Origin of the sequence: Streptomyces sp. NPDC048504, from assembly GCF_043200035.1 — a bacterium.
Lineage (GTDB): Bacteria > Actinomycetota > Actinomycetes > Streptomycetales > Streptomycetaceae > Streptomyces.
Window position 1 is genome coordinate 266,447 of sequence record NZ_JBICXA010000008.1, and the last position, 21,392, is coordinate 287,838.

General features: G+C 70.5%; 15 protein-coding genes. 6 read left to right on the forward strand and 9 right to left on the reverse strand.

The genetic code is table 11. From position 1 onward, the window contains the following. Nucleotides 1–473: 473 nt before the first annotated feature. Nucleotides 474–2,285 (forward strand): ricin-type beta-trefoil lectin domain protein, encoded by a 1,812-nt coding sequence (locus tag ACGFY9_RS21895; protein WP_393756423.1) that lies wholly within the window; start codon nt 474–476, stop codon nt 2,283–2,285. Nucleotides 2,286–2,288: 3 nt separating this feature from the next. Here the strand turns inward: ACGFY9_RS21895 and ACGFY9_RS21900 are convergent, their stop codons facing one another. From ACGFY9_RS21900 to ACGFY9_RS21915, 4 genes are all read right to left on the reverse strand, one after another. Beyond that, entirely contained in the window at nt 2,289–2,780 is a 492-nt protein-coding gene (locus tag ACGFY9_RS21900) for a universal stress protein (RefSeq protein ID WP_393756425.1), read from the reverse strand. Nucleotides 2,781–2,796: 16 nt separating this feature from the next. Then, complete coding sequence (locus ACGFY9_RS21905; protein WP_393756427.1) at nt 2,797–4,110, reverse strand: arsenic transporter; 1,314 nt, start codon at nt 4,108–4,110, stop codon at nt 2,797–2,799. 7 nt (nt 4,111–4,117) lie between these two features. Beyond that, on the reverse strand, nt 4,118–4,840 hold the full coding sequence (locus tag ACGFY9_RS21910; RefSeq protein ID WP_393756429.1) for a DUF4232 domain-containing protein: 723 nt from the start codon (nt 4,838–4,840) through the stop codon (nt 4,118–4,120). Nucleotides 4,841–4,963: 123 nt separating this feature from the next. After that, complete coding sequence (locus tag ACGFY9_RS21915) at nt 4,964–6,346, reverse strand: serine/threonine-protein kinase (protein WP_393756431.1); 1,383 nt, start codon at nt 6,344–6,346, stop codon at nt 4,964–4,966. Between the two features lie 46 nt (nt 6,347–6,392). On the opposite strand from ACGFY9_RS21915, the gene ACGFY9_RS21920 reads away from it, so the two are divergent. Next, entirely contained in the window at nt 6,393–6,944 is a 552-nt protein-coding gene (locus ACGFY9_RS21920) for an RNA polymerase sigma factor (protein ID WP_393756433.1), read from the forward strand. A 6-nt stretch (nt 6,945–6,950) separates the two neighbouring features. On the opposite strand, the gene ACGFY9_RS21925 is transcribed toward ACGFY9_RS21920, so the two are convergent. Then, nucleotides 6,951–9,326, reverse strand: coding sequence for a SpoIIE family protein phosphatase (locus tag ACGFY9_RS21925; RefSeq protein WP_393756435.1), 2,376 nt, complete (start codon nt 9,324–9,326; stop codon nt 6,951–6,953). 256 nt (nt 9,327–9,582) lie between these two features. On the opposite strand from ACGFY9_RS21925, the gene ACGFY9_RS21930 reads away from it, so the two are divergent. Then, on the forward strand, nt 9,583–12,675 hold the full coding sequence (locus ACGFY9_RS21930) for a glycoside hydrolase family 2 TIM barrel-domain containing protein (protein WP_393756437.1): 3,093 nt from the start codon (nt 9,583–9,585) through the stop codon (nt 12,673–12,675). Nucleotides 12,676–12,832: 157 nt separating this feature from the next. Further along, nucleotides 12,833–15,076: a glycoside hydrolase family 9 protein gene (locus tag ACGFY9_RS21935; protein WP_393756439.1), complete on the forward strand. Its 2,244-nt coding sequence runs from the start codon at nt 12,833–12,835 to the stop codon at nt 15,074–15,076. A gap of 47 nt (nt 15,077–15,123) precedes the next feature. Here ACGFY9_RS21935 and ACGFY9_RS21940 read toward each other — a convergent pair whose 3' ends face one another. Together ACGFY9_RS21940 and sigJ are read right to left on the reverse strand one after the other, a co-directional pair. Next, nucleotides 15,124–16,590 carry a cytochrome bc complex cytochrome b subunit gene (locus ACGFY9_RS21940; RefSeq protein ID WP_393756441.1) on the reverse strand — a complete coding sequence of 489 codons (1,467 nt, stop codon included), beginning with the start codon at nt 16,588–16,590 and terminating at the stop codon, nt 15,124–15,126. Further along, nucleotides 16,587–17,528 carry an RNA polymerase sigma factor SigJ gene (sigJ, locus tag ACGFY9_RS21945; protein ID WP_393756443.1) on the reverse strand — a complete coding sequence of 314 codons (942 nt, stop codon included), beginning with the start codon at nt 17,526–17,528 and terminating at the stop codon, nt 16,587–16,589. The genes ACGFY9_RS21940 and sigJ overlap by 4 nt, the downstream gene beginning before the upstream one ends. Nucleotides 17,529–17,719: 191 nt before the next feature. Here sigJ and ACGFY9_RS21950 point away from each other — a divergent pair, with 191 nt between their 5' ends. Both ACGFY9_RS21950 and ACGFY9_RS21955 read left to right on the forward strand, forming a co-directional pair. Beyond that, nucleotides 17,720–19,333 carry a DHA2 family efflux MFS transporter permease subunit gene (locus tag ACGFY9_RS21950; RefSeq protein ID WP_393756444.1) on the forward strand — a complete coding sequence of 538 codons (1,614 nt, stop codon included), beginning with the start codon at nt 17,720–17,722 and terminating at the stop codon, nt 19,331–19,333. Continuing rightward, a complete protein-coding gene (locus ACGFY9_RS21955) occupies nt 19,330–19,938 on the forward strand; it encodes a hemerythrin domain-containing protein (protein WP_393756446.1) in 609 nt (202 codons plus the stop codon). The genes ACGFY9_RS21950 and ACGFY9_RS21955 overlap by 4 nt, the downstream gene beginning before the upstream one ends. 133 nt (nt 19,939–20,071) lie before the next feature. Here the strand turns inward: ACGFY9_RS21955 and ACGFY9_RS21960 are convergent, their stop codons facing one another. Together ACGFY9_RS21960 and ACGFY9_RS21965 are read right to left on the reverse strand one after the other, a co-directional pair. Next, nucleotides 20,072–20,788 carry a 2OG-Fe(II) oxygenase gene (locus ACGFY9_RS21960; protein WP_393756448.1) on the reverse strand — a complete coding sequence of 239 codons (717 nt, stop codon included), beginning with the start codon at nt 20,786–20,788 and terminating at the stop codon, nt 20,072–20,074. A gap of 15 nt (nt 20,789–20,803) precedes the next feature. Continuing rightward, entirely contained in the window at nt 20,804–21,301 is a 498-nt protein-coding gene (locus ACGFY9_RS21965) for a methylated-DNA--[protein]-cysteine S-methyltransferase (RefSeq protein ID WP_393756450.1), read from the reverse strand. Nucleotides 21,302–21,392 lie beyond the last annotated feature (91 nt).

Below are 21,392 nucleotides of genomic sequence, written 5' to 3' on the forward strand. Positions count from 1 at the left end.
AACTCCCGTGACTCCAGTGGCTCGTCCGGCAAGGGGCCGGGCAGCCGGAAGATGACCTGGGAAAACCGGAAGAAGGGCCGTCCCCGTGTCCGGCGCGCGGGGTGCGCCGGGCGGCCTCCGGTCAATGGTTTCGGGATTTCCCGTGTGGATACGGTGGCAATCCCATAACGGTCCCGATTGACGAATCGTCAAAATGTGGGGACCGGACCGCAATGCACAAAACACAGGAAGACCTTGTTCCGCCTCGCTGACCTGTGCAAAGGTGTGCCTGTCGGCGCGCGGGCACATAGATGATTCCCCTCCGCGCGTTCGAGGCCGCTCCTGTACGTCACCCCCTTTGCTTCAAAAGAGCTGCCCCAGGCGGACGTTCGGGATGCCATCAATCGGACGGGTGGACTTTGTCGACCTGTCGACGCGGTCGCATACCCGCCGGTATGGGCCGAATTCCACGTTTCACCTGGAGGAATGCAGCCGTGAAGGACGCAGGTCCCTCGAATTCCCCGACTTCCGCTCACCACTTCGAAGTGACCGACGAGCAGCTCAGCGCCGAGCTGAAGAAGTGGACGGGGACGACGCCCGCGCTGCAACCCGTCGGCGAACTGCTGGACCGGCACTGGGAAGCGGCCTTCGCCTATGCGCGGCTGTGCACCGACGGACCGCACCACGCCGGAATGCTCACCACGGCCGCTTTCACCCGGCTCTTCGGGGAATCCCTGCGGCAGTCGGGACCGACCGCGGCCTGGCGTCCCCAGGTGCTCGTCACCGTCCGCCGTATCGCCGCGGAATGGGTCGCCGACCACCGGCAGGACATGCTCCACCCCGATCTGCGCTGGGCGAGCGGCGACGGCGATCGCGGCGCGGCCCGGATGCTGCCCGTGCCCGAACGGCGCCTGCTCTCCCGGGCGTTCCAGCGACTGCCCCAGTCGGCCCGCACGCTGCTGTGGCACATCGAGGTCGAGTCCGAACCCTTCTCGATACCCGCCGGACTGCTGGGCCTCGACGAAGAGGGCGCCGACATCGAACTCGGGCGCGCCCGGGGCCGGTTGCGCGAGGAGTGCCTCCAGGTCCACCGCGAACTCGCCCAGGACGACGAGTGCATGCGCTACATCCGGCTGCTGGACGTCACCTTCCGGCGCGGCGGCGCGGAGGTCGACCCGGACCTCGCCATGCACCTCAGCGTCTGCAAGCACTGCCGGTACACCGCCGACCAGTTGAACCAGTTCAACGCGGGGCTCGGCATCGCACTCGCCGAAGCGGTGCTCGGCTGGGGCGCGCGGGCCTATCTGGAGGTCAGGGCCGGCAGCCGCGCGCTGCCCGCCGAGGTGTCGTCCGCCTCGACCGAACTCGCGGTGCAGCCGGGCCCGCGGCGCGGCGAACTCAGATCGGCTCACAAGGCGGCCCGGCGCGTCCGCCGCCGCAACCTCGCCGTGGCCGTGCTGACCGTGAGCGGACTGGTCGTCCTCCCGCTCGTCCTGTGGTCCGTCGGCGGCTCCGGCGGCGACAAGACCACCACGGAGAACCAGGCCGCCGGCGCCGCCGGCACGGGCAAGGAATCCGCCGACCCCTCCTGGGCCAGCAAGAACGACACCACCCAGGGCACGCTCAGCGGCCGGCTGCACAACGTCGAGTCCGGCCTGTGCATCGGCGTCGCCGGCAACAAGCCCCTCAAGGGCAACGAGGCCGAACTGCAGACCTGTTCCTCGGCGGCCGGCCAGCAGTGGTCGTACGAGACGGACGGCCGGCTGCGCAGCACCGCCGACCCCGGCCTCTGCCTCGACTCGCACCTCGCCTTCGAGGTACAGCTCGCCCCCTGCACCGGCACGTCCTCGGCGACCGCGAAGAACATCCGCTACGACTTCACCCTCCAGGGCATCCTCGTACCGCGCTGGAACCAGGACCTGGCCCTCACCCCCGCCTCCACCGACGGCGGCGGCGCCCTCGTCCTGAAGAACCGGGCGGACGGCTCGGCCCAGCGCTGGGTCTTCGACACGTCGAAGGCCGACCCGCAGATGCAGGTCGTCAACTGGGACACCGACAGCACCGGCTCGCCGACCCCCACGACGAAGAAGGCCGCCCCGACGCCCTCGAAGACGCCGAAAGCCACGCCCACCCCGACGCCGAGCGCGTCGACCCCGCAGTCCACGCCGACGACCTCGGCCCCGACCATGGACTACTGCGACTACTACCCGTCGTACTGCCAGGGCAACGGTCAGGGCGGCGGCTGGTCCGGAGGCGGCGGTTACGGCGGTGGCGGGTACGGCGGCGGGTACCACGGCGGTCGCTGAACCTCAGTGGTGCGGCGGTGGCGGAGGCGGCAGGGTCGCGATGCCCGGCGCCGCCTCCGGCCACACCAGCAGCACCGGACAGGGCGCGTGATCGACGGCGAACCGGACGGCGGGCCCGAGACTGTGCGGGCCGAGCCGGGCCCGGTCGCCGTCGCGGGCCAGCACCAGCAGATCGGCGTCCCCGGCGGCGGCCACCACCTCGCGCTCCACGCGCCCGGACCGTTCCATCCGGGTGCACGGCCGCCCGAGCCGCTCGGCCGCCGCGTCCAGCAGCTCCGCCGCCGACGTACTGCCGAGATCCTCCAGCCGGGTCCCGGGATCACGCTGGGGAGCACCCCGGCCGAGCAGCCCGGCGAACGCCCCGTGCGCGACACCGGGCACATCCGGCCCGCTCACATGCAGCAGCACCACCTCGTCCGCCTCCGGCGCGTGCGTCCGTACGGCGTCCACACAGGCGGGCCATGTGCCCTCGACCAGCCAGGCGATCACACGCATTCGGCCTCCCTCGGTGTCAGAGAACCTGGAGCGACACCCACAGTGCCAGCACCGCCGGGACGAGCGCGGACGGCACGGCGAGCAGCCCCAGCTTCGTGAACTCCCTGAGATCCACGCCGTGTTCGTGCTGATGGACGATCCGCCGCCACAGCAGCGTCGCGAGCGACCCGGCGTAGGTCAGGTTCGGCCCGATGTTCACCCCGAGCAGCACGGCGAGCACGGCCCCGGGCCCGGACTGCGCGGTGAGCGGCAGCAGGACCAGCACCGCCGGCAGGTTGTTGATGAGATTCGCCAGTACGGCGGCCAGCGCGGCGATCCCGAGCAGGGCCGCGATGCCGGTCCCGCCGGGCAGGAGGTGCCCGAGCGCGTCGGAGAGCCCGTTGTCGACCACGGCCCGCACCACGATCCCGAGCGCCAGCACGAACGCGAGGAAGGACGGCGCGGTGGCCCGCACGACCGTGAGCGGGGTCGCCTGGCGCCGTAGCAGCGCCCGGCCGGCGAGGACGAGGGCGCCCGCCAGCGCGGCCCACGCCGGATCGACGCCGATCGCGGAGGTCAGCACGAACCCGGCGAGGGTGCAGGCGACGGTCGCCAGCGCGAACACCGGCAGCTCGGGCTTGTCGCCGGAGGCCGGGGAGGGCGCGGCCGCCGCGAGGTCGCGGCCGAAGAAGCGCCGGAACACCAGGTACTCGGCGCCGATCGAGACCAGCCAGGGCAGCACCATCAGCCCGGCGAAGCGGGTGAAGCTCAGGCCGCTCGCCGCGAAGGCGAGGAGGTTCGTCAGGTTGGAGACCGGCAGCAGCAGCGAGGCGGTGTTCGAGAGGTGCGTGCAGGCGTAGACGTGCGGCTTGGGACGGACCCCCATCCGGGACGCCGTCGCGAACACGACCGGCGTCAGCAGCACGATGGTGGCGTCCAGACTCAGGACGGCCGTGATCAGCGAGGCCAGCGCGAACACCGCCGTCAGCAGCCGGCTCGGGCTGCCCTTCGCCCACTCCGCCATCCAGGCCCCGCAGGCCCGGAACAGGCCCTCGACATCGCAGAAGTGGGCCAGCACGAGGACTGCGGCGAGGAACCCGACCACCGGCCCGAGCTGCTCGGCCTCCGCCCGCGCGTGGTCGAGCGAGATCGCCCCGGTGGCCACGGCGATCCCGGCGGCCGGGACCGCCATCACCGCCTCCGGCCACCCGAGGGGACGGACGACGGCCCACACGAGGACGGCGACGAGCAGGACGACGGAGAGGGTTTCGGCGAGCGGGGTGTTCAGGGGACGGTCCTCCGGGACGCGGGACGTGGTGCCCGCCCCATGTAACCAGGCCGCTGCGGGCAACCCGTGATCAGGAACCCGTACCCGCGCTGAACACCGTCAGACGCACCGAGGACGAGTTGCCCGACACGGGCACCGCGCCGTTCGTCCACGTCACCTTCAGCGGGTCCTTCTCGTCCGGCGGGGTGACCACCAGGGTGGCGGGGGTCGCCGTCTTCGCGCCGCTGATCTCCGGGTTGGAGAAGGTCAGGCCGGCCCAGGCGCTCTGCCCCGGCTTCAGCGTGACCGTGGCGGCCGTGGTGCCCGTCTCGCGCTGGGGGTCCGGGCCCAGCTGGGTGCCGGACGCGTTCGCGAACGCGGCGCCGGGATAGCCGCGGACCGTACACGTACGGCCCGACGTGTTGGTGAGGACGATCGGGAAGTTCTCCTGCCCGGCGCCCGGGTCGTTGCCGCCGACCTTCGCCTTCAGCTCGGAGGTGTGGCACCGGCTGCTGCTCGCGGTGCCGGTGCCGGTGCTCGTGCCGCCGGAGCCCGAGGACGTGGAGGTCGACGTGGAGGAACCCGACGAGGTCGAGTCCGAGCCGGTGGCGGTGCTGGTGCCGCTCGACGTGGAGGCCGGCGTGCCGGACCCGTTGGTCGTGGGGTCGCCGCCCGCGGGAGCGGCCGTACCCGACTGGGTCTGCGGGCTGCTCACCGTGCCGCTGCCGTCGCCACAGGCCGTCGTCAGGCCCAGTACGGCCACGGCGCTCACGAGCAGGGCCGCCCGGCGCCGGGACTGAGACGTGTTCGCCATCTTCAACACTCCTGGAGGTTCACCGCACAGCGCCTCGCGCGCTGTCACAAGGGTCCGATGCGGGTGCGCGTCGAAAGGTTCGCGGGATCACCGGATTTTTTCCGACAGTGATGTCGACAGTGATCAGGTGACCCGCAGCGACCGGAGTATGCGCGCGGTCGCGTCACCGCTGTGCTGCCGGATCTGGACGTACACCTGGGGCTGCGCGGCGCCGCCGACCATGCGGAGCGCGGTCTCCGAGAGGGTGCCCGTGCTGCCCGAGCAGTCGCTCCAGGTGCGGATCGTGCCGCGCCAGGTGGCGCTGGAATAGGCGTGGCTGCCGTCGTAGTGACAGCCGGAGTGGGCGATGCCGTCCACCTCGGTCGTCACGCTGCCGTGTTCGCTCAGGCCGATGAACACGCCGTTCACGTCCGCCGACAGGTCCGGCCACTTCGACAGGTCGTCGGCGACGGCCAGTCCCGGCTCGTTCCCGGACTGCAGACCGAGCGCCTGCGGATTCCAGCCCGAGTCACGCAGCTGACGGCCCCACGCGTTGGGCACCTCGGCCACGATCCGGCCGGTGCTGTCCTTGACCCGCAGCTGGGAACTCCCGGACGACGAGGGCAGGTTCAGGACCGCGGTGGCCGCTCCGGCGGCCACCACGACGAACAGCCCCGTCATCAGCGCGACACTCCGGTGCCGGCTGTGCGGCCTGCGCTGCTTGCGCGTCGGGGCAGCCTCGGCGGCCAGCCGCTCCAGCTCCTCCGCGAACTCCCGCGCCGTCGGCCAACGCTTCTCCCGGTCCGGGTCCAGCGCGCGGAGCAGGGCCCGCTGGACGTCGGGGGACACGTCCGGCCGCAGCCGGTCCGGCCGTACGACCTGTCCGGGCGCTCCGGGGACCGTGCCGGTGACCAGCTCGTAGCCGACCGCGCCCAGGCTGTACACGTCGGCGCGCTCGTCGATGCCGTACCCGGGCTGTGCCTGCTCCGGCGGCTGGTAGCCCGCTGAACCGGCGGCCAGGGTGAGGCCCGACCCCTGCGCCAGGCTCTTGGCCAGACCCAGGTCGGCGAGCAGGACGCGGTAGCTGCCGTCCGGGGCGGTGCGCAGCAGCACGTTGGTCGGCTTGATGTCGCGGTGGACGATCCCCGCCTTGTGCAGCGCGGCGGCGCCCCGGGCGGCCAGCGCGGTCAGCCGCAGCGCCTCGGAGACGGGCAGCGGACCAGCGGTGAGCAGATCGGCGAGGGTGCCGGCGTCGGCGTACTCCATGACGAAGTACGGCCGTCCGTCGGGCAGCTCACCGATGTCGTAGACCTGCACCACCCGGTTCGAGTCGGCCCGGCGCAGCAGCCGGGCCTCGGACAGGAAACGGTCGACGATGTCGAGGCGGTGCGCCCAGTTGTCGGCGAGGACCTTCACGGCCACCGGCGCTTCGAGCACGTCGTCGTGCGCGAGCCAGACCGTGCCGAACGCGCCGGTGCCCAGGCGGCGTTCGAGTCTGTAGCGGCCGATCTGTTCGACGAAGTGCATGCGACTATCATGCCTGCTCGTAGACCGAGGCGGAGGAGTGGATCCAGTGCGGGACGCGGGACGGACCGAGGAGCTGGCGCGGCGGGCCGCGGCCGGTGACACGGGTGCCCTGGACGAGCTGCTGCGGTCGATCGGCCCCGAGGTCCTGAGGCGGTGCGGGCGCTTCCTGCCGTGCCGCGAGGACGCCGAGGAAGCGGCGCAGGACGTACTGATGCAAGTCGCCCGGAAGATCGGCACGTTCGAGGGCCGGAGCCTCTTCAGTACCTGGCTCTACACGGTGGTCGCCAACGGCTCGCGGCAGAAGTACCGCGAGCTGAAGCGGCGGGCCGCCGAGCAGCCGGCTGTGATCGACGTGACACAGCACGTCGACCCGCGCACCACGAGCGTGATCGCCGGCTCGAAGATCGACCTCCTGGAGGCGCTGGAGCGCCTGGAGCGGGAGCAGCCGCATCTGGTCGCGCCGCTGGTCTACCGGGACATCTGCAACCTGGAGTACGCCGACATCGCCGAGCGCCTCGGCATCCCGCTCGGCACCCTCAAGTCCCGGCTGCACGAGGCCCGCCGCCAGGTCAGGCCCTGGCTGACCGACCTCTCCTGACACGGCTCAGATCTCGTCGAAGAGGGAAAGCTCCGCCCAGATCGTCTTGCCGTCCGTCGTGTGCCGGCTGCCCCAGCGCTGGGTGAGCTGCGCGACCAGCAGCAGCCCGCGGCCGCCCTCGTCCCAGGTCTTGGCGCGGCGCAGGTGCGGGGCCGTGTGGTTGGTGTCGGAGACCTCGCAGATCAGCGTGGTCGCGTCATGGATCAGCCGGAGCCGGATGGGGTGCGCGCCGTAGCGGATCGCGTTGGTGACCAGCTCGCTCACCACCAGCTCGGCCGTGAACCCGGCCTCGCTCAGGTTCCAGGCGTCGAGCTGTTCCACGACCTGCTTGCGGATCGGGGCGACGAGTGACGGGTCGGCCGGGATGTCCCAGGTCGAGACCTGCTCGGCGGGCAGTCCCTGCGTGCGGGCCAGCAGCAGCGCCACGTCGTCGGCCGCCCCGCCCGGCGGGAGCACGGCGTGCAGGATCCGGTCGCAGGTCTCGTCCAGGGAGTCCGAGGGGGCGTACAGGGCGTCGAACAGCAGCCGTTGACTGTCGTCGAGGTCCCGCTCGCGGTTCTCGATCAGCCCGTCGGTGTACAGGGCGAGCACGGTGCCCTCGGGCAGCTCGAACTCGGCCGACTCGAAGGGCAGCCCGCCCAGGCCGAGCGGGGGCCCCGCGGGCAGGTCGACGGGCTCGGGCGGACCGCCCGGCCGGATCATGACCGGCGGCGGATGTCCGGCGCGGGCCAGCGTGCAGCGGCGGGACACCGGGTCGTACACGGCGTACAGGCAGGTCGCGCCGACCTCACCCGGGCTGCCCTCGCCGCCGGCCTCCGCGGACAGCCGTACGACGAGGTCGTCGAGGTGGGTCAGCAGCTCGTCGGGGGCCAGGTCGATGTCGGCGAGGGTGCGGACGGCCGTGCGCAGCCGGCCCATCGTGGCGGAGGCCTGGATGCCGTGGCCGACGACGTCCCCGACGACCATGGCGACCCGCATCCCGGACAGCGGGATCACGTCGAACCAGTCGCCCCCGACCCCGGCGCGCGCCGCCGGCAGATAGCGCGAGGCGGCTTCCAGGGCGGCCGTGCGCGGGAGTTTGCGGGGGAGCAGGCTGCGTTGGAGAGCGAGTGCGGTCTCGCGTTCGCGGGAGAAGCGGCGGGCGTTGTCGATGCAGACGGCGGCGCGGGCCGTGACCTCCTCGGCCAGCAGGACGTCGTCGTCGGCGAACGGGTCGATGCGCCGGTACCGGGTGAGGACCGCCACGCCGAGGGTCACGCCGCGGGCCTGGATCGGTACGGCCATCGAGGAGTGGATGCCGTACTCCTCGACGCGCCTGGTGCGGGTGCGGTCCCAGGCGAGCCAGAGTTCGAGGGCCTGGCCCGAGGCGACGAGCGTGCGGCCCGCGACCAGCGCGTCGGCCTGCGGGGACTGCTCCGGGTACAGGTTCAGCTGGCCCGGTTTGGCGACGGCCTCGGGGCTGCCCTGCTGCACCGACTGGTGGGCGGTCCGGCGCAGCCGGATCGGCGCGGTGATCGCCGTCGGGAGCTCGCCGCCGTGCTCCTGCGGGTCCAGCAGGTCGATGCTGACGAAGTCGGCGAGCGCCGGCACGCAGACGTCCGCGAGCTCTTGGGCCGTACGGGTGACGTCGAGGGTGGTGCCGATGCGGACGCTCGCCTCGTTGACGAGTTGCAGCCGCTCGCGCGACAGGTAGTTCTCGGTGAAGTCGTGCGCGGCCAGACACACGCCCCGCACCCGTCCCTCGGCGTCGGTGATGGGCGCCATCCGGGCCAGCCACGCGTGCGCGGTGTCCTCGCCGCCGGTGCGCATGTAGATCTGGAAGTCCTCGGCGGTGCCGGAGGTGAGCACGCGCAGCATGTACTGCTCCAGCTCCGCGCTCTGCGTCTTCCCGCCGATCTCGGTGATCCGCAGCCCCTGGATGCGCTCCTCGGGCAGCCCGATCACGTCGGCCATCGCGTCGTTGACCCGGCTCAGCCGCAGCCGCTCGTCGTAGACCGCGATGGCACACGGCGACTGGGTCAGCGCGGCGGTCGCGAGGGGGTCCTCGGAGGCGGGCGGACCGCCTCCCTCCAACGGGGTCACGACGAGCCAGTCGCCAGGCCCGCCGTCCCGGGGTCGCCGGTGGTGGGCCAGCAGCCACACGGGCACGGCGCGCCCGTCGCGGTGGCGCAACGAGACCGTGCCGTCCCAGCGGGCACCCGTGATCCCGGGCAGCGCCTCGGCACCGCCGGCCAGCAACCGCACGGCCGGGCGGCCCACGACCTCGTCCGCGGTGTGGCCGAGGAGCCGCCTGGCCCCGTCGTTCCACTCCACCAGAGTGCCCGCGTCGTCGATGACAACCCGCGCCGTCGCGGCATCGTCGAACGGGTAGACCGGTCTCATCGTCGCCACTCCATTGCGCACACTCACAGTGAACAGGCGCGTCACTTGTGTTCCAGCCTAGTGCGTCACAGTCTCGCGCGGACGAGAACCCCCAGGGCCGACGGTCGCGAAGGTCAAGGGGGAAAACCGGTCGAAGTGGCCCACAGGACAGCTGTCCGCCTCCGCACCCTTGACGGCCCCGCGTGGCACCCCGTCAGAATCTGTTCGGTCACGATCAGTTGTGAGTACTTCTGGGCCCTGATGAGGGAGAGCCGCCATGACGGTCACTCGCAGATCGGTTTTGATCGCTTCCACGGCCGCGCCGACGGCCGCGTCACTCCTGTCCGCCCCGGACGCACGCGCCGCCGTGGCGGGGGTGTCCGGCCGCCACACGGTCCCCCTCCGGGACGGCTGGCGCTTCGCGCTGGTCAACCCGGGCGGGATCACCGACTCGACCGGCGCCTACGCCGAGGCCGCCGCACCCGACTACGACGACTCGGCCTGGCGCCAGGTCGCGGTCCCCCACGACTGGAGCATCGAACAGACCCCCACCACGGCATACGGCACGACCAGCGGCACCGGGTTCTTCCCCGGCGGCCTCGGCTGGTACCGGATCGCCTTCACCCTGCCGCCGGCCTTCGCGGGCAAGCGGATCTCGGTCGAGTTCGACGGCGTCTACATGGACTCGTACGTCCACTGCAACGGCACGCAGGTCGGCCAACACCCCTACGGATACACGGGGTTCGCCCTCGACCTCACCGACCTGCTGCACACCGACGGCACCACGGAGAACGTCGTCGCGGTGCAGGTGCGGAACCAACTCCCCAGCAGCCGCTGGTACTCGGGCAGCGGCATCTACCGCGAGGCCCGCCTCGTCATCACCGAACCGGTGCACGTCGAACGCTGGGGCACGTACGTCACGACCCCGGACGTCACCACCGAGCGAGCCGTCGTACGGGTGCGGACGACCGTGGTGAACGAGTCGGGCACCGCGAGCGAGGTCGAGGTCGGATCGAGAGTCGTGGACCCCGGCGGCCGGACCGTGGCCCGCGCCTCCTCCACGGTCGCTGTCACCGACCGCGCAACCGAACCTCATGAACTCGCCGTCCCCAAGCCCGAGTTGTGGGACATCGGGACCCCGGACCACCGCTACACCCTGGAGACCGAACTGCGGGTGGCCGGCAGGACGGTCGACACGTACAGCACCCCCTTCGGCATCCGCACCTACCGCTTCGACCCGGACGAGGGTTTCTCCCTCAACGGCACCCACACCAAGATCAAGGGCGTCGACCTCCACCACGACCAGGGCGCCCTCGGCTCCGCGATCAGCATCGACGCCGTACGCAGGCAGTTGAGCATCATGAAGTCGATGGGCGTCAACGCCTTCCGCACCTCGCACAACCCGCCTTCGCCGCAAATCATCGAGGCCTGCGAGGAGTTGGGCATCGTGATGATGGTCGAGGCCTTCGACTGCTGGCACACCGGCAAGACGACCTACGACTACCACCGGTTCTTCGACGACTGGTGCGAGCGGGACGCCACCGAGATGGTCCTCGCCGCCCGCAACTCGCCCGCCGTGGTGCTGTGGTCCATCGGCAACGAGATCCCCGACTCGACCTCCACAGCGGGCCTCGCGATGGCCGACCGCATCATCGGCGCGATCAAGGCGGCGGACGACACCCGGCCCGTGGTCATCGGCTCGAACAAGTACCACGGGGTGCCCGCCAAGGGTTCCGCGGCCGACCTCATGCTCGCCAAGCTCGACGGACTCGGCCTCAACTACAACACCGCCAAGTCGGTCGACGGCCTGCACGCGGCCTATCCGGACCTGTTCCTCTTCGAGTCGGAGTCCTCCTCGGAGACCTCGACCCGCGGCGCCTACCAGGAGCCGGAGCACCTGAACACCGGCGAGAACCACACCCCGGGCCGACGCGACACCTCGTCGTACGACAACAACCTCGCCTCCTGGACGATGAGCGGCGAGTACGGGCACAAGAAGGACCGTGACCGGAAGTGGTTCGCGGGCCAGTTCCTGTGGTCGGGCATCGACTACATCGGGGAGCCGACGCCGTACGACGTCTTCCCGGTCAAGGCGTCCTTCTTCGGCGCGGTCGACACGGCCGGCTTCCCGAAGGACATGTACCACCTCTTCCGCAGCCAGTGGGTCGATGAGCCCATGGTCCATCTGGTGCCGATGACCTGGAACCACGAGCCCGGGGACACGGTCGAGGTGTGGGCGTACGCCAACGTCGACACCGTCGAGCTGTTCCTCAACGGAAAGTCCCTGGGGACAAGGGAGTTCGATACCAAGAAGACCACCGACGGACGCACCTACCTGGAGACCACCGAGGCCACCGGCGACGACAAGACCTTCACCAGCGGCCCCTACCCGGGCAGTTACACCAGTCCGAACGGCAGCGCGGGCAAACTCCACCTGACCTGGAAAGTCCCGTACGAGCCGGGCGAGTTGAAGGCCGTGGCGAGCCGCGACGGGAAGGTGGTCGCTTCCGATGTGCTGCGTACGGCCGGTGCCGCACACGCCGTGCGCGTCACGGCCGACCGCAAGTCCCTCGCCGCCGACGGCCGTTCACTGGTCTTCGTGACCGCGGAGGTCGTCGACGCCCACGGTGTCGTCCTGCCCGACGCGGAGGATCTGATCGCCTTCGAGGTGAAGGGCGGGTCACTTGCCGGGCTCGACAACGGCCGGGAGGAGAGCGTCGAGCGCTATCAGGCGAGCACCCGAACCGCCTTCCACGGCAAGGCACTTGCGATCGTGCGGTCCGGCACGCGGGCGGGCTCGCTGAAGGTGACGGCGCGGGCGGAAGGGCTGCGGGGCGGCGCGGTGACGGTGCGGACGGCACCGGGTCGGGATGCGGCCACGACGTCGGCGCCGCGATTCGAGGCCGACTATCCTGCGCCGCCCAACTATCCCTACGCCGACGCGAGTTACTCGGGTCGGCCCGACACGCTCCCCGCCGCCATGCTCGACGGTGACACGGCCACCGGCTGGTCCAACGCCTTCTCGAAGTCGGCCACGGCTCTGCTGCCGGCGTTCAGTGGTGCGCGCGAGGAGGACTGGGTGTCGGTGGACTGGGGGAGGGGGCGGTCCTTCGACCGGGTGGAGGTGTCGTTCACCGTGGATGCGACGCACAGTCTGCCCGCGGCCGTCGCGGTCGCGGTGTGGGACGGGCACAGGTGGGTGCCGGTCGAGGGGACCGCCGTCGCCTGGGCCACCGTTTCGGATGCCCCGACCGTCGTCACCTTCGGCGCCGTGCGTGGAACGCGGGTGCGGCTGACGCTGAGGAGCGCTCACCCCGGGACGGCTCAAGGGGCGTTCCGGATCAGCAAGTTGGAGGCACCGGCCGGATAGGGGACCCGTAACCCGTCGACGATCCGGACGGGAACGTGTCAGCGGTCCGGGCGGGAATCTGGCCTGTCCGGACCGTTGACGGGGTGTCATGTCTCGAACAGCATGGCCTGCGTCCGCAGTCGGTGGGAGCGCTCCCGCGTCCGTAAGGGGCTCAGACGTGAAACGACGCAGAACGACCCTGCTCGCCGCCACGGCACTCCTCGCGGCGGCGCTCACCGCCCTGCCGGCCGGCCCGGCCGGGGCCGACGAGGTCGAGCAGGTCAGGAACGGCACCTTCGACACCACCACCGAACCCTGGTGGACGACGAGCAACGTCACCGCCGGTCTGTCCGACGGACAGCTCTGCGCGGATGTGCCGGGCTGCACGACGAACCGCTGGGACGCCGCCGTCGGCCAGAACGACATCACGCTGGTAAAGGGCGAGTCGTACAAGTTCGCCTTCACGGCGTCCGGTTCGCCAGAGGGGCAGGTGGCGCGGGCGATCGTCGGGCTGTCGGTGGCGCCGTACGACACCTACTACGAGGTCAGTCCCGAGCTGAGCGGGTCGGGCAACTCCTATGCGTACACGTTCACTTCGCCCGTCGACACCACGCAGGGGCAGGTCGCCTTCCAGCTCGGCGGCGGCACGGACGCCTGGCACTTCTGCATGGACGACGTGTCGCTGTTGGGCGGGGTGCCGCCGGAGGTGTACGAGCCGGACACCGGGCCGCGTGTGCGGGTGAACCAGCTCGCCTATCTGCCCGGTGGGCCGAAGAACGCGACCCTGGTGACCGCGTCGACGTCCGTGCTGCCCTGGGAGTTGAAGAACGCGACGGGCGCCGTCGTCGCACACGGGCGGACCGTGCCGCGCGGCACCGACGTGGCCTCCGGACAGAACGTCCAGTCGATCGACTTCGGCTCGTATCGGGGGCGCGGCGAGGGCTTCACGCTGGCGGCCGACGGGGAGACGAGCCGCCCGTTCGACATCGGGACGGCCGCGTATGAACAGTTGCGCCTCGACTCGCTGAAGTACTACTACACCCAGCGCAGCGGCATCGGGATACGCGACGACCTGCGCCCCGCCTACGCCCGACCGGCCGGTCACCTGAACGTCGCCCCCAACCAGGGCGATGCCGATGTGCCCTGCCAACCCGGCCTGTGCGACTACACACTTGACGTCACCGGCGGTTGGTACGACGCGGGGGACCACGGCAAGTACGTCGTCAACGGCGGTATCTCCACCTGGGAGTTGCTCAGCACCTACGAGCGCTCACACCTGGCCCGCACCGGTCAGCCGGCCAAACTGCGCGACGGGACGCTCGCCATCCCGGAGAGCGGCAACAAGGTGCCGGACGTGCTCGACGAGGCCCGCTGGGAACTGGAGTTCCTACTGAAGATGCAGGTACCGGACGGGCAGCCGCTGGCCGGTATGGCCCACGACAAGGTCCACGACGAACAGTGGACGGGGCTCCCGCTGCTCCCGAGCCAGGACCCCCAGAAACGTGAACTGCACGCGCCGACCACCCAGGCGACGCTCAACCTCGCGGCGGCCGCGGCACAGGCGGCACGCCTGTACCGGCCCTACGACCGGGAGTTCGCGGCGAAGTCCCTGGCCGCGGCGAGGAAGGCGTGGGCGGCGGCGGTCGCGCACCCCTCGGTGTACCCGGACCCGAACGACGGCATCGGCGGTGGCGCCTACCCCGACGACAACGCGACCGACGAGTTCTACTGGGCGGCCGCCGAGCTGTATCTCACCACGGGGGAACGGCAGTTCGCGGACTACATCGTCAACTCCCCTCTCAACACGGCCGACATCTTCGGCAGCCTCGGCTTCGACTGGGCGCGCACGGCGGCACTGGGCCGACTCGACCTCGCGACGGTCCCCAGCCGTCTGCCCGGCCGGGACACGGTGCGCCGCTCGGTGATCGAGGGCGCGAACACCTACTTGACCACGCTGCGAACCCAGCCGTACGGCATGCCGTACGCGCCGCCCGGCAACCTCTACGACTGGGGTTCCAACAGCCAGATCCTCAACAACGCGCACGTCATCGCCACCGCGTACGACCTCACCGGCGCCGCGAAATACCGTGACGGCGCGCTCCAGAGCATGGACTACATCTTCGGCCGCAACGCCCTCAACATGTCGTACGTCACCGGCTACGGCGAGGCCAACTCCCACAACGAGCACAGCCGTTGGTACGCCCACGAACTCGACCCGAACCTCCCGAACCCGCCGCGGGGCACGCTGGCGGGGGGCGCGAACTCCTCCATCCAGGACCCCTACGCACAGAGCAAACTCCTCGGCTGCGTCGGCCAGTTCTGCTACATCGACGACATCCAGTCCTGGTCGACCAACGAGACGGCGGTGAACTGGAACGCGGCGTTGGCGTGGATGGCGTCGTTCGCGGCGGATCAGGGATGATCAGCGGGACTGCTCGCGAGGGATCCGCGGCCGGCCTGGTGGCGGCGTCAGGGCTCGCGTTCCACGAGTTCCCTCGGGCGCTTGTGCGCGGTCAACGTGTGCAGTTCCGCCTGGTCGAGCGGCCGGTGCAGTTCCACGTACTCGCCGTGCGGCAGACGCTTGATCACGCCCGTCTCACGGCCGTGCAACACCAGTTCCGCGTCCCGGAGTTGGAGCCCCAGGCAGATGCGGCGGGTCACGACGAAGGCGACCGTCGGTACGACGAACACCGCGACCCGCACCGCCCACGTCACCGTGTTGATCGACAGGTGGAGGCGGGTCGCCACGATGTCGTTGCCGCCGCCGGCCAGGAGGATCAGGTAGAGGCTGATCCAGGCCACGCCGATGCCGGTGCGGGTGGGGCGGTTGCGGGGGCGGTCCAGGAGGTGGTGTTCGCGTTTGTCGCCGGTCCGCCAGGACTCCAGGAACGGGTACACGCCGATGAGGACCAGGAGGAGCGGGAAGACGATGATGGGGATCAGCACCCCGAGGACCAGCGTGTGCCCCCACACCGTGACCTCCCACCCGGGCATCACCCGCACCAGACCCTCCGCGAACCCCAGGTACCAGTCGGGCTGGGCGCCCGTCGAGACCTGGTCGGCGCGGTAAGGGCCGTACGACCAGACCGGGTTGATCGAGACCACCGCCGCGAGGAGGGTGAGGGCGCCGAAGACCAGGAAGAAGAAGCCGCCCGCCTTCGCGAGGTAGACCGGCATGAACGGGGCCCCCACCACGTTGCGTTCGGTGCGGCCGGGGCCCGCGAACTGGGTGTGCTTGTGGTAGACGACCAGGAGGATGTGGACGACCACAAGTGCCGCCATGACGCCGGGGATCAGCAGGACGTGGAGCGAGTAGAAGCGGGACACGATGTCGTGGCCGGGGTACTCGCCGCCGAACAGGAACATCGAGAGGTACGTCCCCACGATCGGCACCGACAGCAGCGCGCCGTCCACGAAGCGCATGCCCGTGCCCGACAGCAGATCGTCCGGGAGCGAGTAGCCGAAGAGGCCCTCGAACAGGCCGAGGAACAACAGGGTCCAACCGAACAGCCAGTTGAGCTCGCGCGGCTTGCGGAACGAGCCCGTGAAGAAGTGCCGCATCATGTGCGTGAGCATCGCGGCGATGAACACCAGCGCCGCCCAGTGGTGCAACTGCCGGACCAGCAGCCCGCCCCGCACGTCGAAGCTGAGGTGCAGGGTCGAGGCGTAGGCGTCGGACATGCGGATGCCGTTGAGAGGGACGTAACTCCCGTGGTACGTCACCTCGTTCATCGACGGGTGGAAGAACAGGGTGAGGTACACGCCCGTCAGGATCAGCACCACGAAGCTGTACAGGCAGATCTCGCCGAGCAGGAACGACCAGTGGTCCGGGAACACCTTCCGCAGATACTGCTTGCCGAGGGTGTGGATGCCGAGGCGGCCGTCGAACCAGTTGGCGACGCGTTCGCCCCGCGAGGGGGTGGAAGTGCCGGTCACTGGTCCTCCTCCTCGTTCTTGTGCACGTGCGTGAGTTTCTCGGGGTTGGTCACGATGTAGACGCCGGACACCTGGTCGCCCTCGGGCGTGAGGTCCATGACCATCACCGCGTACGGCGAGTCGCCCTCGAACAGCACGGCCGCGTCGTCGCCGTTGACGCGGCGGTAGCGCAGCTCCAGGTTCTGGGGGCCGCGGCGCCGGGCCGCGAACGAGTTGATGAGGCGGACGGCCTTGTCCCGCCCGTGCACCGGGCGCAGTCCCGCCGGCTTCCGGTTGCCCCCGCTGTCGGTCCACACCGTGACGTCCGGCGCGAGGATCTCCATCAGCGAGGCGATGTCCCCGCCGATCGCGGCCCGCACGAACCGCTCGGTCGCCTCCCGTCGCACCCGGGGATGCGCCTCGTACAGCGGCCGCCGCGCGTGCACATGGGCCCGCGCCCGGTGCGCGAGCTGCCGCACGGCGGCCGGGGTGCGCTCGATGATGTCCGCGATCTCGGTGTGGGCGTAACCGAACACCTCGTTGAGGACGAAGACCGCGCGCTCCAGCGGGGTCAGCGACTCCAGGACGACCAGCATGGCCATCGACACGGACTCGGCGCGCAGGGCGGGGTCCACGGGATCGTCGTCGGCGGGCTGGTCGACCAACGGCTCCGGGAGCCACGGGCCTACGTACGTCTCGCGGCGGCGGGTGATCGTGGCGCGGCGCTGCAGCGCGTGGTTGACGGCGATGCGGACGAGATAGGCGCGCTGGTTGGTGATGGTGTCGAGCGGGGAGCGCCGGGCGCGCGACGTCCAGGAGAGCCAGCTCTCCTGGAGGACGTCGTCGGTGTCGGCGACGCTGCCCAGCATGTTGTAGACGAGGCCGAACAGCAGCTCCCGATGGTCCATGAAGACAGCGGTTGCCTCATCGGTGACAGCGATCCCGGAAATCTCGGACATGTATGCGCCTCCCCAGTGGCGTGCTCACAACTGCGAGGGGCGGCGGGGGTCGGAATGTGACAGCCGACGGCCTGAATGTGACGTACGTCTCGGGAAATTCGCGCCGTGTCACACCAGTCGGCCGGTCGGCCCTCTTGAACGCGAGTCCGACGTGCGGTCGGACGCGCAGTCGGACGTAAGGAGTCGACATCGTGTTCAAGAAGTGGCACGGCAACCCCTGGGCGATCCTCATCACGCTCTCGCTCGGGTTCTTCATGACCCTCCTCGACCTGACGATCGTGAACATCGCGATCCCCCAGCTCGGAGAGGACCTCGACGCGTCCCTGGACGAGATCCTGTGGATCGTCAACGCCTACACCCTGGCGCTGGCCGTCCTGTTGATCACCGGCGGACGCCTCGGCGACCTGCGCGGCAAACGGAACCTGTTCGCCGCCGGAGTCACCGTCTTCACCCTGGCCAGCCTCGCCTGCGGCCTCGCGCAGGACCCCGCCCAACTCATCGGGTTCCGCGCGGTGCAGGGCGCGGGCGCGGCGCTGCTCATGCCGCAGACCCTGTCGATCATCGCCGAGGTGTTCCCGGCCGACCGGCGCGGTGTCGCAATGGGCATCTGGGGCGCGGTGGCGGGCGTCTCCGGCGCGCTGGGTCCGATCCTGGGCGGGGTGCTGATCACCCATCTGTCCTGGCGCTGGATCTTCTTCGTCAACCTGCCGATCGGCGCGCTGGTGCTCGTCCTCACCATGGCGATCATCCCGGGCGCCCGGCGGACGGTACGGCGCCGCTTCGACACCCTCGGCGTCACCCTTGCCTCAACTGCCCTGTTCTGCCTGGCGTTCGGGCTGACGGAAGGGCAGCGGTACGACTGGAACGCCTGGATCTGGAGCCTGTTCGGCGCGGCCGTCGTCCTCTTCGCCGGCTTCCTGCTGCACGAGCGCGGACAGCAGAACGGCGAACCCCTGGTCCCCTTCTCGCTGTTCAAGGACCGCGACTTCAGCCTCATCAACTTCGTCGGCGTCACCGTGTCGTTCGGCGTGGTCGGGATGTTCCTGACCCTGACGATCTACCTCCAGTCCGTGCTCGGCTTCAGCGCGCAGAAGGCCGGGCTCGTGCTGTTGCCGGTGGCGCTCGGCTCGTTCGTCATGGCCGGGCCCGCCGGGGCGCTCGCGGACAAGGTCGGCGGCAAGTTCATCCTGATGGGCGGGCTGCTCGCCTGGGCGGGTGGACTGGTGTGGGTCGTGGGTGTCGCGGACGTCGGCACGGGCTGGCTGACCATCGCGTTCCCGTTGTTCCTCACGGGGTTGGGTGTCGGGTGCACCTTCGCGCCCATGGCCACGGAGGTCATGCGCAACGTCCCGCCCCGGCTCGCGGGCGCCGCGTCCGGTGTCACCAACGCGCTGCGGCAGGTCGGTTCGGTGCTTGCCGGTGCTGTGATCGGGGCGGTGCTCCAGGCGCAGCTCGCCTCTTCCCTGACCGAGCAGGCACGGGCGCGGGCCGGTCAACTCCCCGTCGCCTACCGGGAGTCGTTCGTCGCCGCGATCTCCAAGGCGGAGTCCGACGTCGGTGCCGGGCAGCAAGGGGGTGCGCCTGCCGGGGTTCCGCATGACATCGCCGAGCGGATGCGTGCCCTCGGGAGCCAGGTGTTCGGGCACGGCTTCGTCGATGCGATGGGCCCCGCCGTCTATGTCGCCGTCGCCGTCCTGCTGACCGGCGCGCTCGCGTGTCTCGCCGTACGACGACACCACGGGCCGTCCGCCAATCCGCACGCCCTGCCCATGTCCGAGCCCGAGCTGGAGGAAGCCGCACGATGACTATCGACTTCACGCCCATGTACGCCTCCCACGACGCGTTCCGGCGCGATCTGGAGCGGCTCGCCGCGGCGGTCGCGGGAGGGCGGGCGCATACCGGTCCTGTTCTCGCCGGGTGGGAGAACTTCAAGCACCAACTGCATGTCCATCACACCGCGGAGGACAGTGATCTGTGGCCGCGGGTTCGGGAACGGGTCGCGGGGCGGGTGCGGGACCTTGCGCTGCTCGATGACATGGAGGCGGAGCATGGGCGTATCGACCCGCTGTTGGACGCGGTGGACGCTGCGCTGGCTGAGCGGGCGTTCGAACTCCCTGATCTTGTAAGGGCGTTGCGGGCCACGCTTGACGATCACCTCAAGCATGAGGAGGACGGGGCGTTGCCGTTGATGGGGGAGGTGCTGACCGGGGCGGACTGGGGGGCTTTTACCGGGCGGATGCGGGAGACGCAGGGGTTGCGTGGGGCTGCGGTGTTCGTGCCGTGGCTTGTGGACGGGGTGTCGGCGGTGGACCGTGAGCGGTTCCTGGGGGCTTTTCCTGCGCCGGTGCGGGTGCTCAACCGGCTGTTCTGGGAGGGGAGTTATCGGCGGCGGGGGCTCTGGGGCGGCTAGTGGGTGCGGGTGAGCGGGGGCTGGGCGCGCCCGCGCGGCGGAGCCGCATGTTGATACAGCCCCGCGCGCCTGAGAGACCTGGCTTCGCCGGTCTTTCAGGGGCGTTGGGCTGCGACGGAGTTCATCAGTTCCCTCAAGTCGCGTCGTGGAACACCAGCCCCAGCGCGTGCCGTTGGCCGGAGCGTACGGTGCTCACCCCGTGTCGCATGGCCCCCGCCGACCAGCCGCGTTTCGATTGCACCGGGCGGTCGCGGGTCGTGAACACCAGGCCGTGGCCCTGTTGGAGCGGGGTCGCGGTACCCCGGGACTGGGCTCGGGCCCGCTGCTCGACCATCAGGAACTCGCCGCCCGTGTAGTCGGTGCCGTACTCGTCCAGGCCGATCACCACCTGGAGCGGGAAGACCAACTCGCCGAAGACGTCGCGGTGGAGGGCGTTCCAGTCGCCCTCGCCGTAGCGGAGCAGGATCTGGGCCGAACGGTCCTGGCCCGCGTCGTGGCAGCGGGCGAGCCACTCGTCGAGATCGTCGGGCCAGGGGGACGGGCGGTCGAGTCGGGCCGCCCAGTCGCGGGCGATCGGGAGCAAGCGCGGGTAGAGCGCGGCGCGCAGGGCGGCTACCGGTGCGGGGAGGTCGTGGGTGAAGTAGCGGTACTCGCCGGAGCCGAAGCGGTGTCGGGCCATGTCGACCGTGGTGCGGAACCGTTCCGGCTTCTCGTAGAGGGCTGCCAGGTCGTGGCACTCGGCCGGCGTCAGCAACTGTGCGGTCGGCGCGCTGCCGTACAGGTCCAACTCCTCTGCCAGAGCGGACCAGTTGGTGTTCTGCGTGCGCTGCCGCGCCTCGGTGATACGCATGACGTTCTCCGTTCGTCAGCCGAGCATCGGCTGCAACGCGCCCTCGTGGGTGAGCAGTTGGACCTTGCGTTCGACGCCGGCGGCATAACCCCGCATCGAGCCGTCCGCGCCGATCACGCGGTGGCACGGGCGCACCAGCAGCAGCGGGTTGGCGCCGAGGGCCGCGCCCAGCGCCCGGACTTCGGCGCGCGGTACGCCCAGGCGTTCGGCGAGTGCGCCGTATGTCGTCGTGGTGCCGTACGGGATCTCGTCGAGGGCCTGCCAGACCCGCTGCTGGAACTCCGTTCCCTCGGCGGCGAGGGGGAGTTCGAAGTGGGTGAGGTGTCCGGCGAAGTACGCGGACAGTTGGCGGTTGGCCTCGGTGAAGGCCTGGTCGTCGCGCTCCCACTCGGCATCGATGGTCGGGTGGTCCGGCATGGTCAGGGAGGTGAGGAGGGTGCCGTCGGCCGACCTCTCGCCGGTCAGGAGCAGCTCGCCCAGGGGGCTGTCGGTGAGTGTGTAGATCGTGGTCATGGGAATGAGTCTGCTCCGGAATCGGGGTCGGGACCGGCGGGATTCGGACATGGAGTTGAGGCCCGCTCGGTACCGTCGGGCGTAGCTCTTG

Bases quoted from the DNA above. Each gene is read 5' to 3' on its own strand.
- ACGFY9_RS21930 (WP_393756437.1), top strand. From the start codon at position 9,583: ATGACGGTCACTCGCAGATCGGTTTTGATCGCTTCCACGGCCGCGCCG.
- ACGFY9_RS21915 (WP_393756431.1), bottom strand. From the start codon at position 6,346: ATGCACTTCGTCGAACAGATCGGCCGCTACAGACTCGAACGCCGCCTG.
- ACGFY9_RS21925 (WP_393756435.1), bottom strand. From the start codon at position 9,326: ATGAGACCGGTCTACCCGTTCGACGATGCCGCGACGGCGCGGGTTGTC.
- ACGFY9_RS21955 (WP_393756446.1), top strand. From the start codon at position 19,330: ATGACTATCGACTTCACGCCCATGTACGCCTCCCACGACGCGTTCCGG.
- ACGFY9_RS21910 (WP_393756429.1), bottom strand. From the start codon at position 4,840: ATGGCGAACACGTCTCAGTCCCGGCGCCGGGCGGCCCTGCTCGTGAGC.
- ACGFY9_RS21960 (WP_393756448.1), bottom strand. From the start codon at position 20,788: ATGCGTATCACCGAGGCGCGGCAGCGCACGCAGAACACCAACTGGTCC.
- ACGFY9_RS21965 (WP_393756450.1), bottom strand. From the start codon at position 21,301: ATGACCACGATCTACACACTCACCGACAGCCCCCTGGGCGAGCTGCTC.
- ACGFY9_RS21900 (WP_393756425.1), bottom strand. From the start codon at position 2,780: ATGCGTGTGATCGCCTGGCTGGTCGAGGGCACATGGCCCGCCTGTGTG.
- sigJ (WP_393756443.1), bottom strand. From the start codon at position 17,528: ATGTCCGAGATTTCCGGGATCGCTGTCACCGATGAGGCAACCGCTGTC.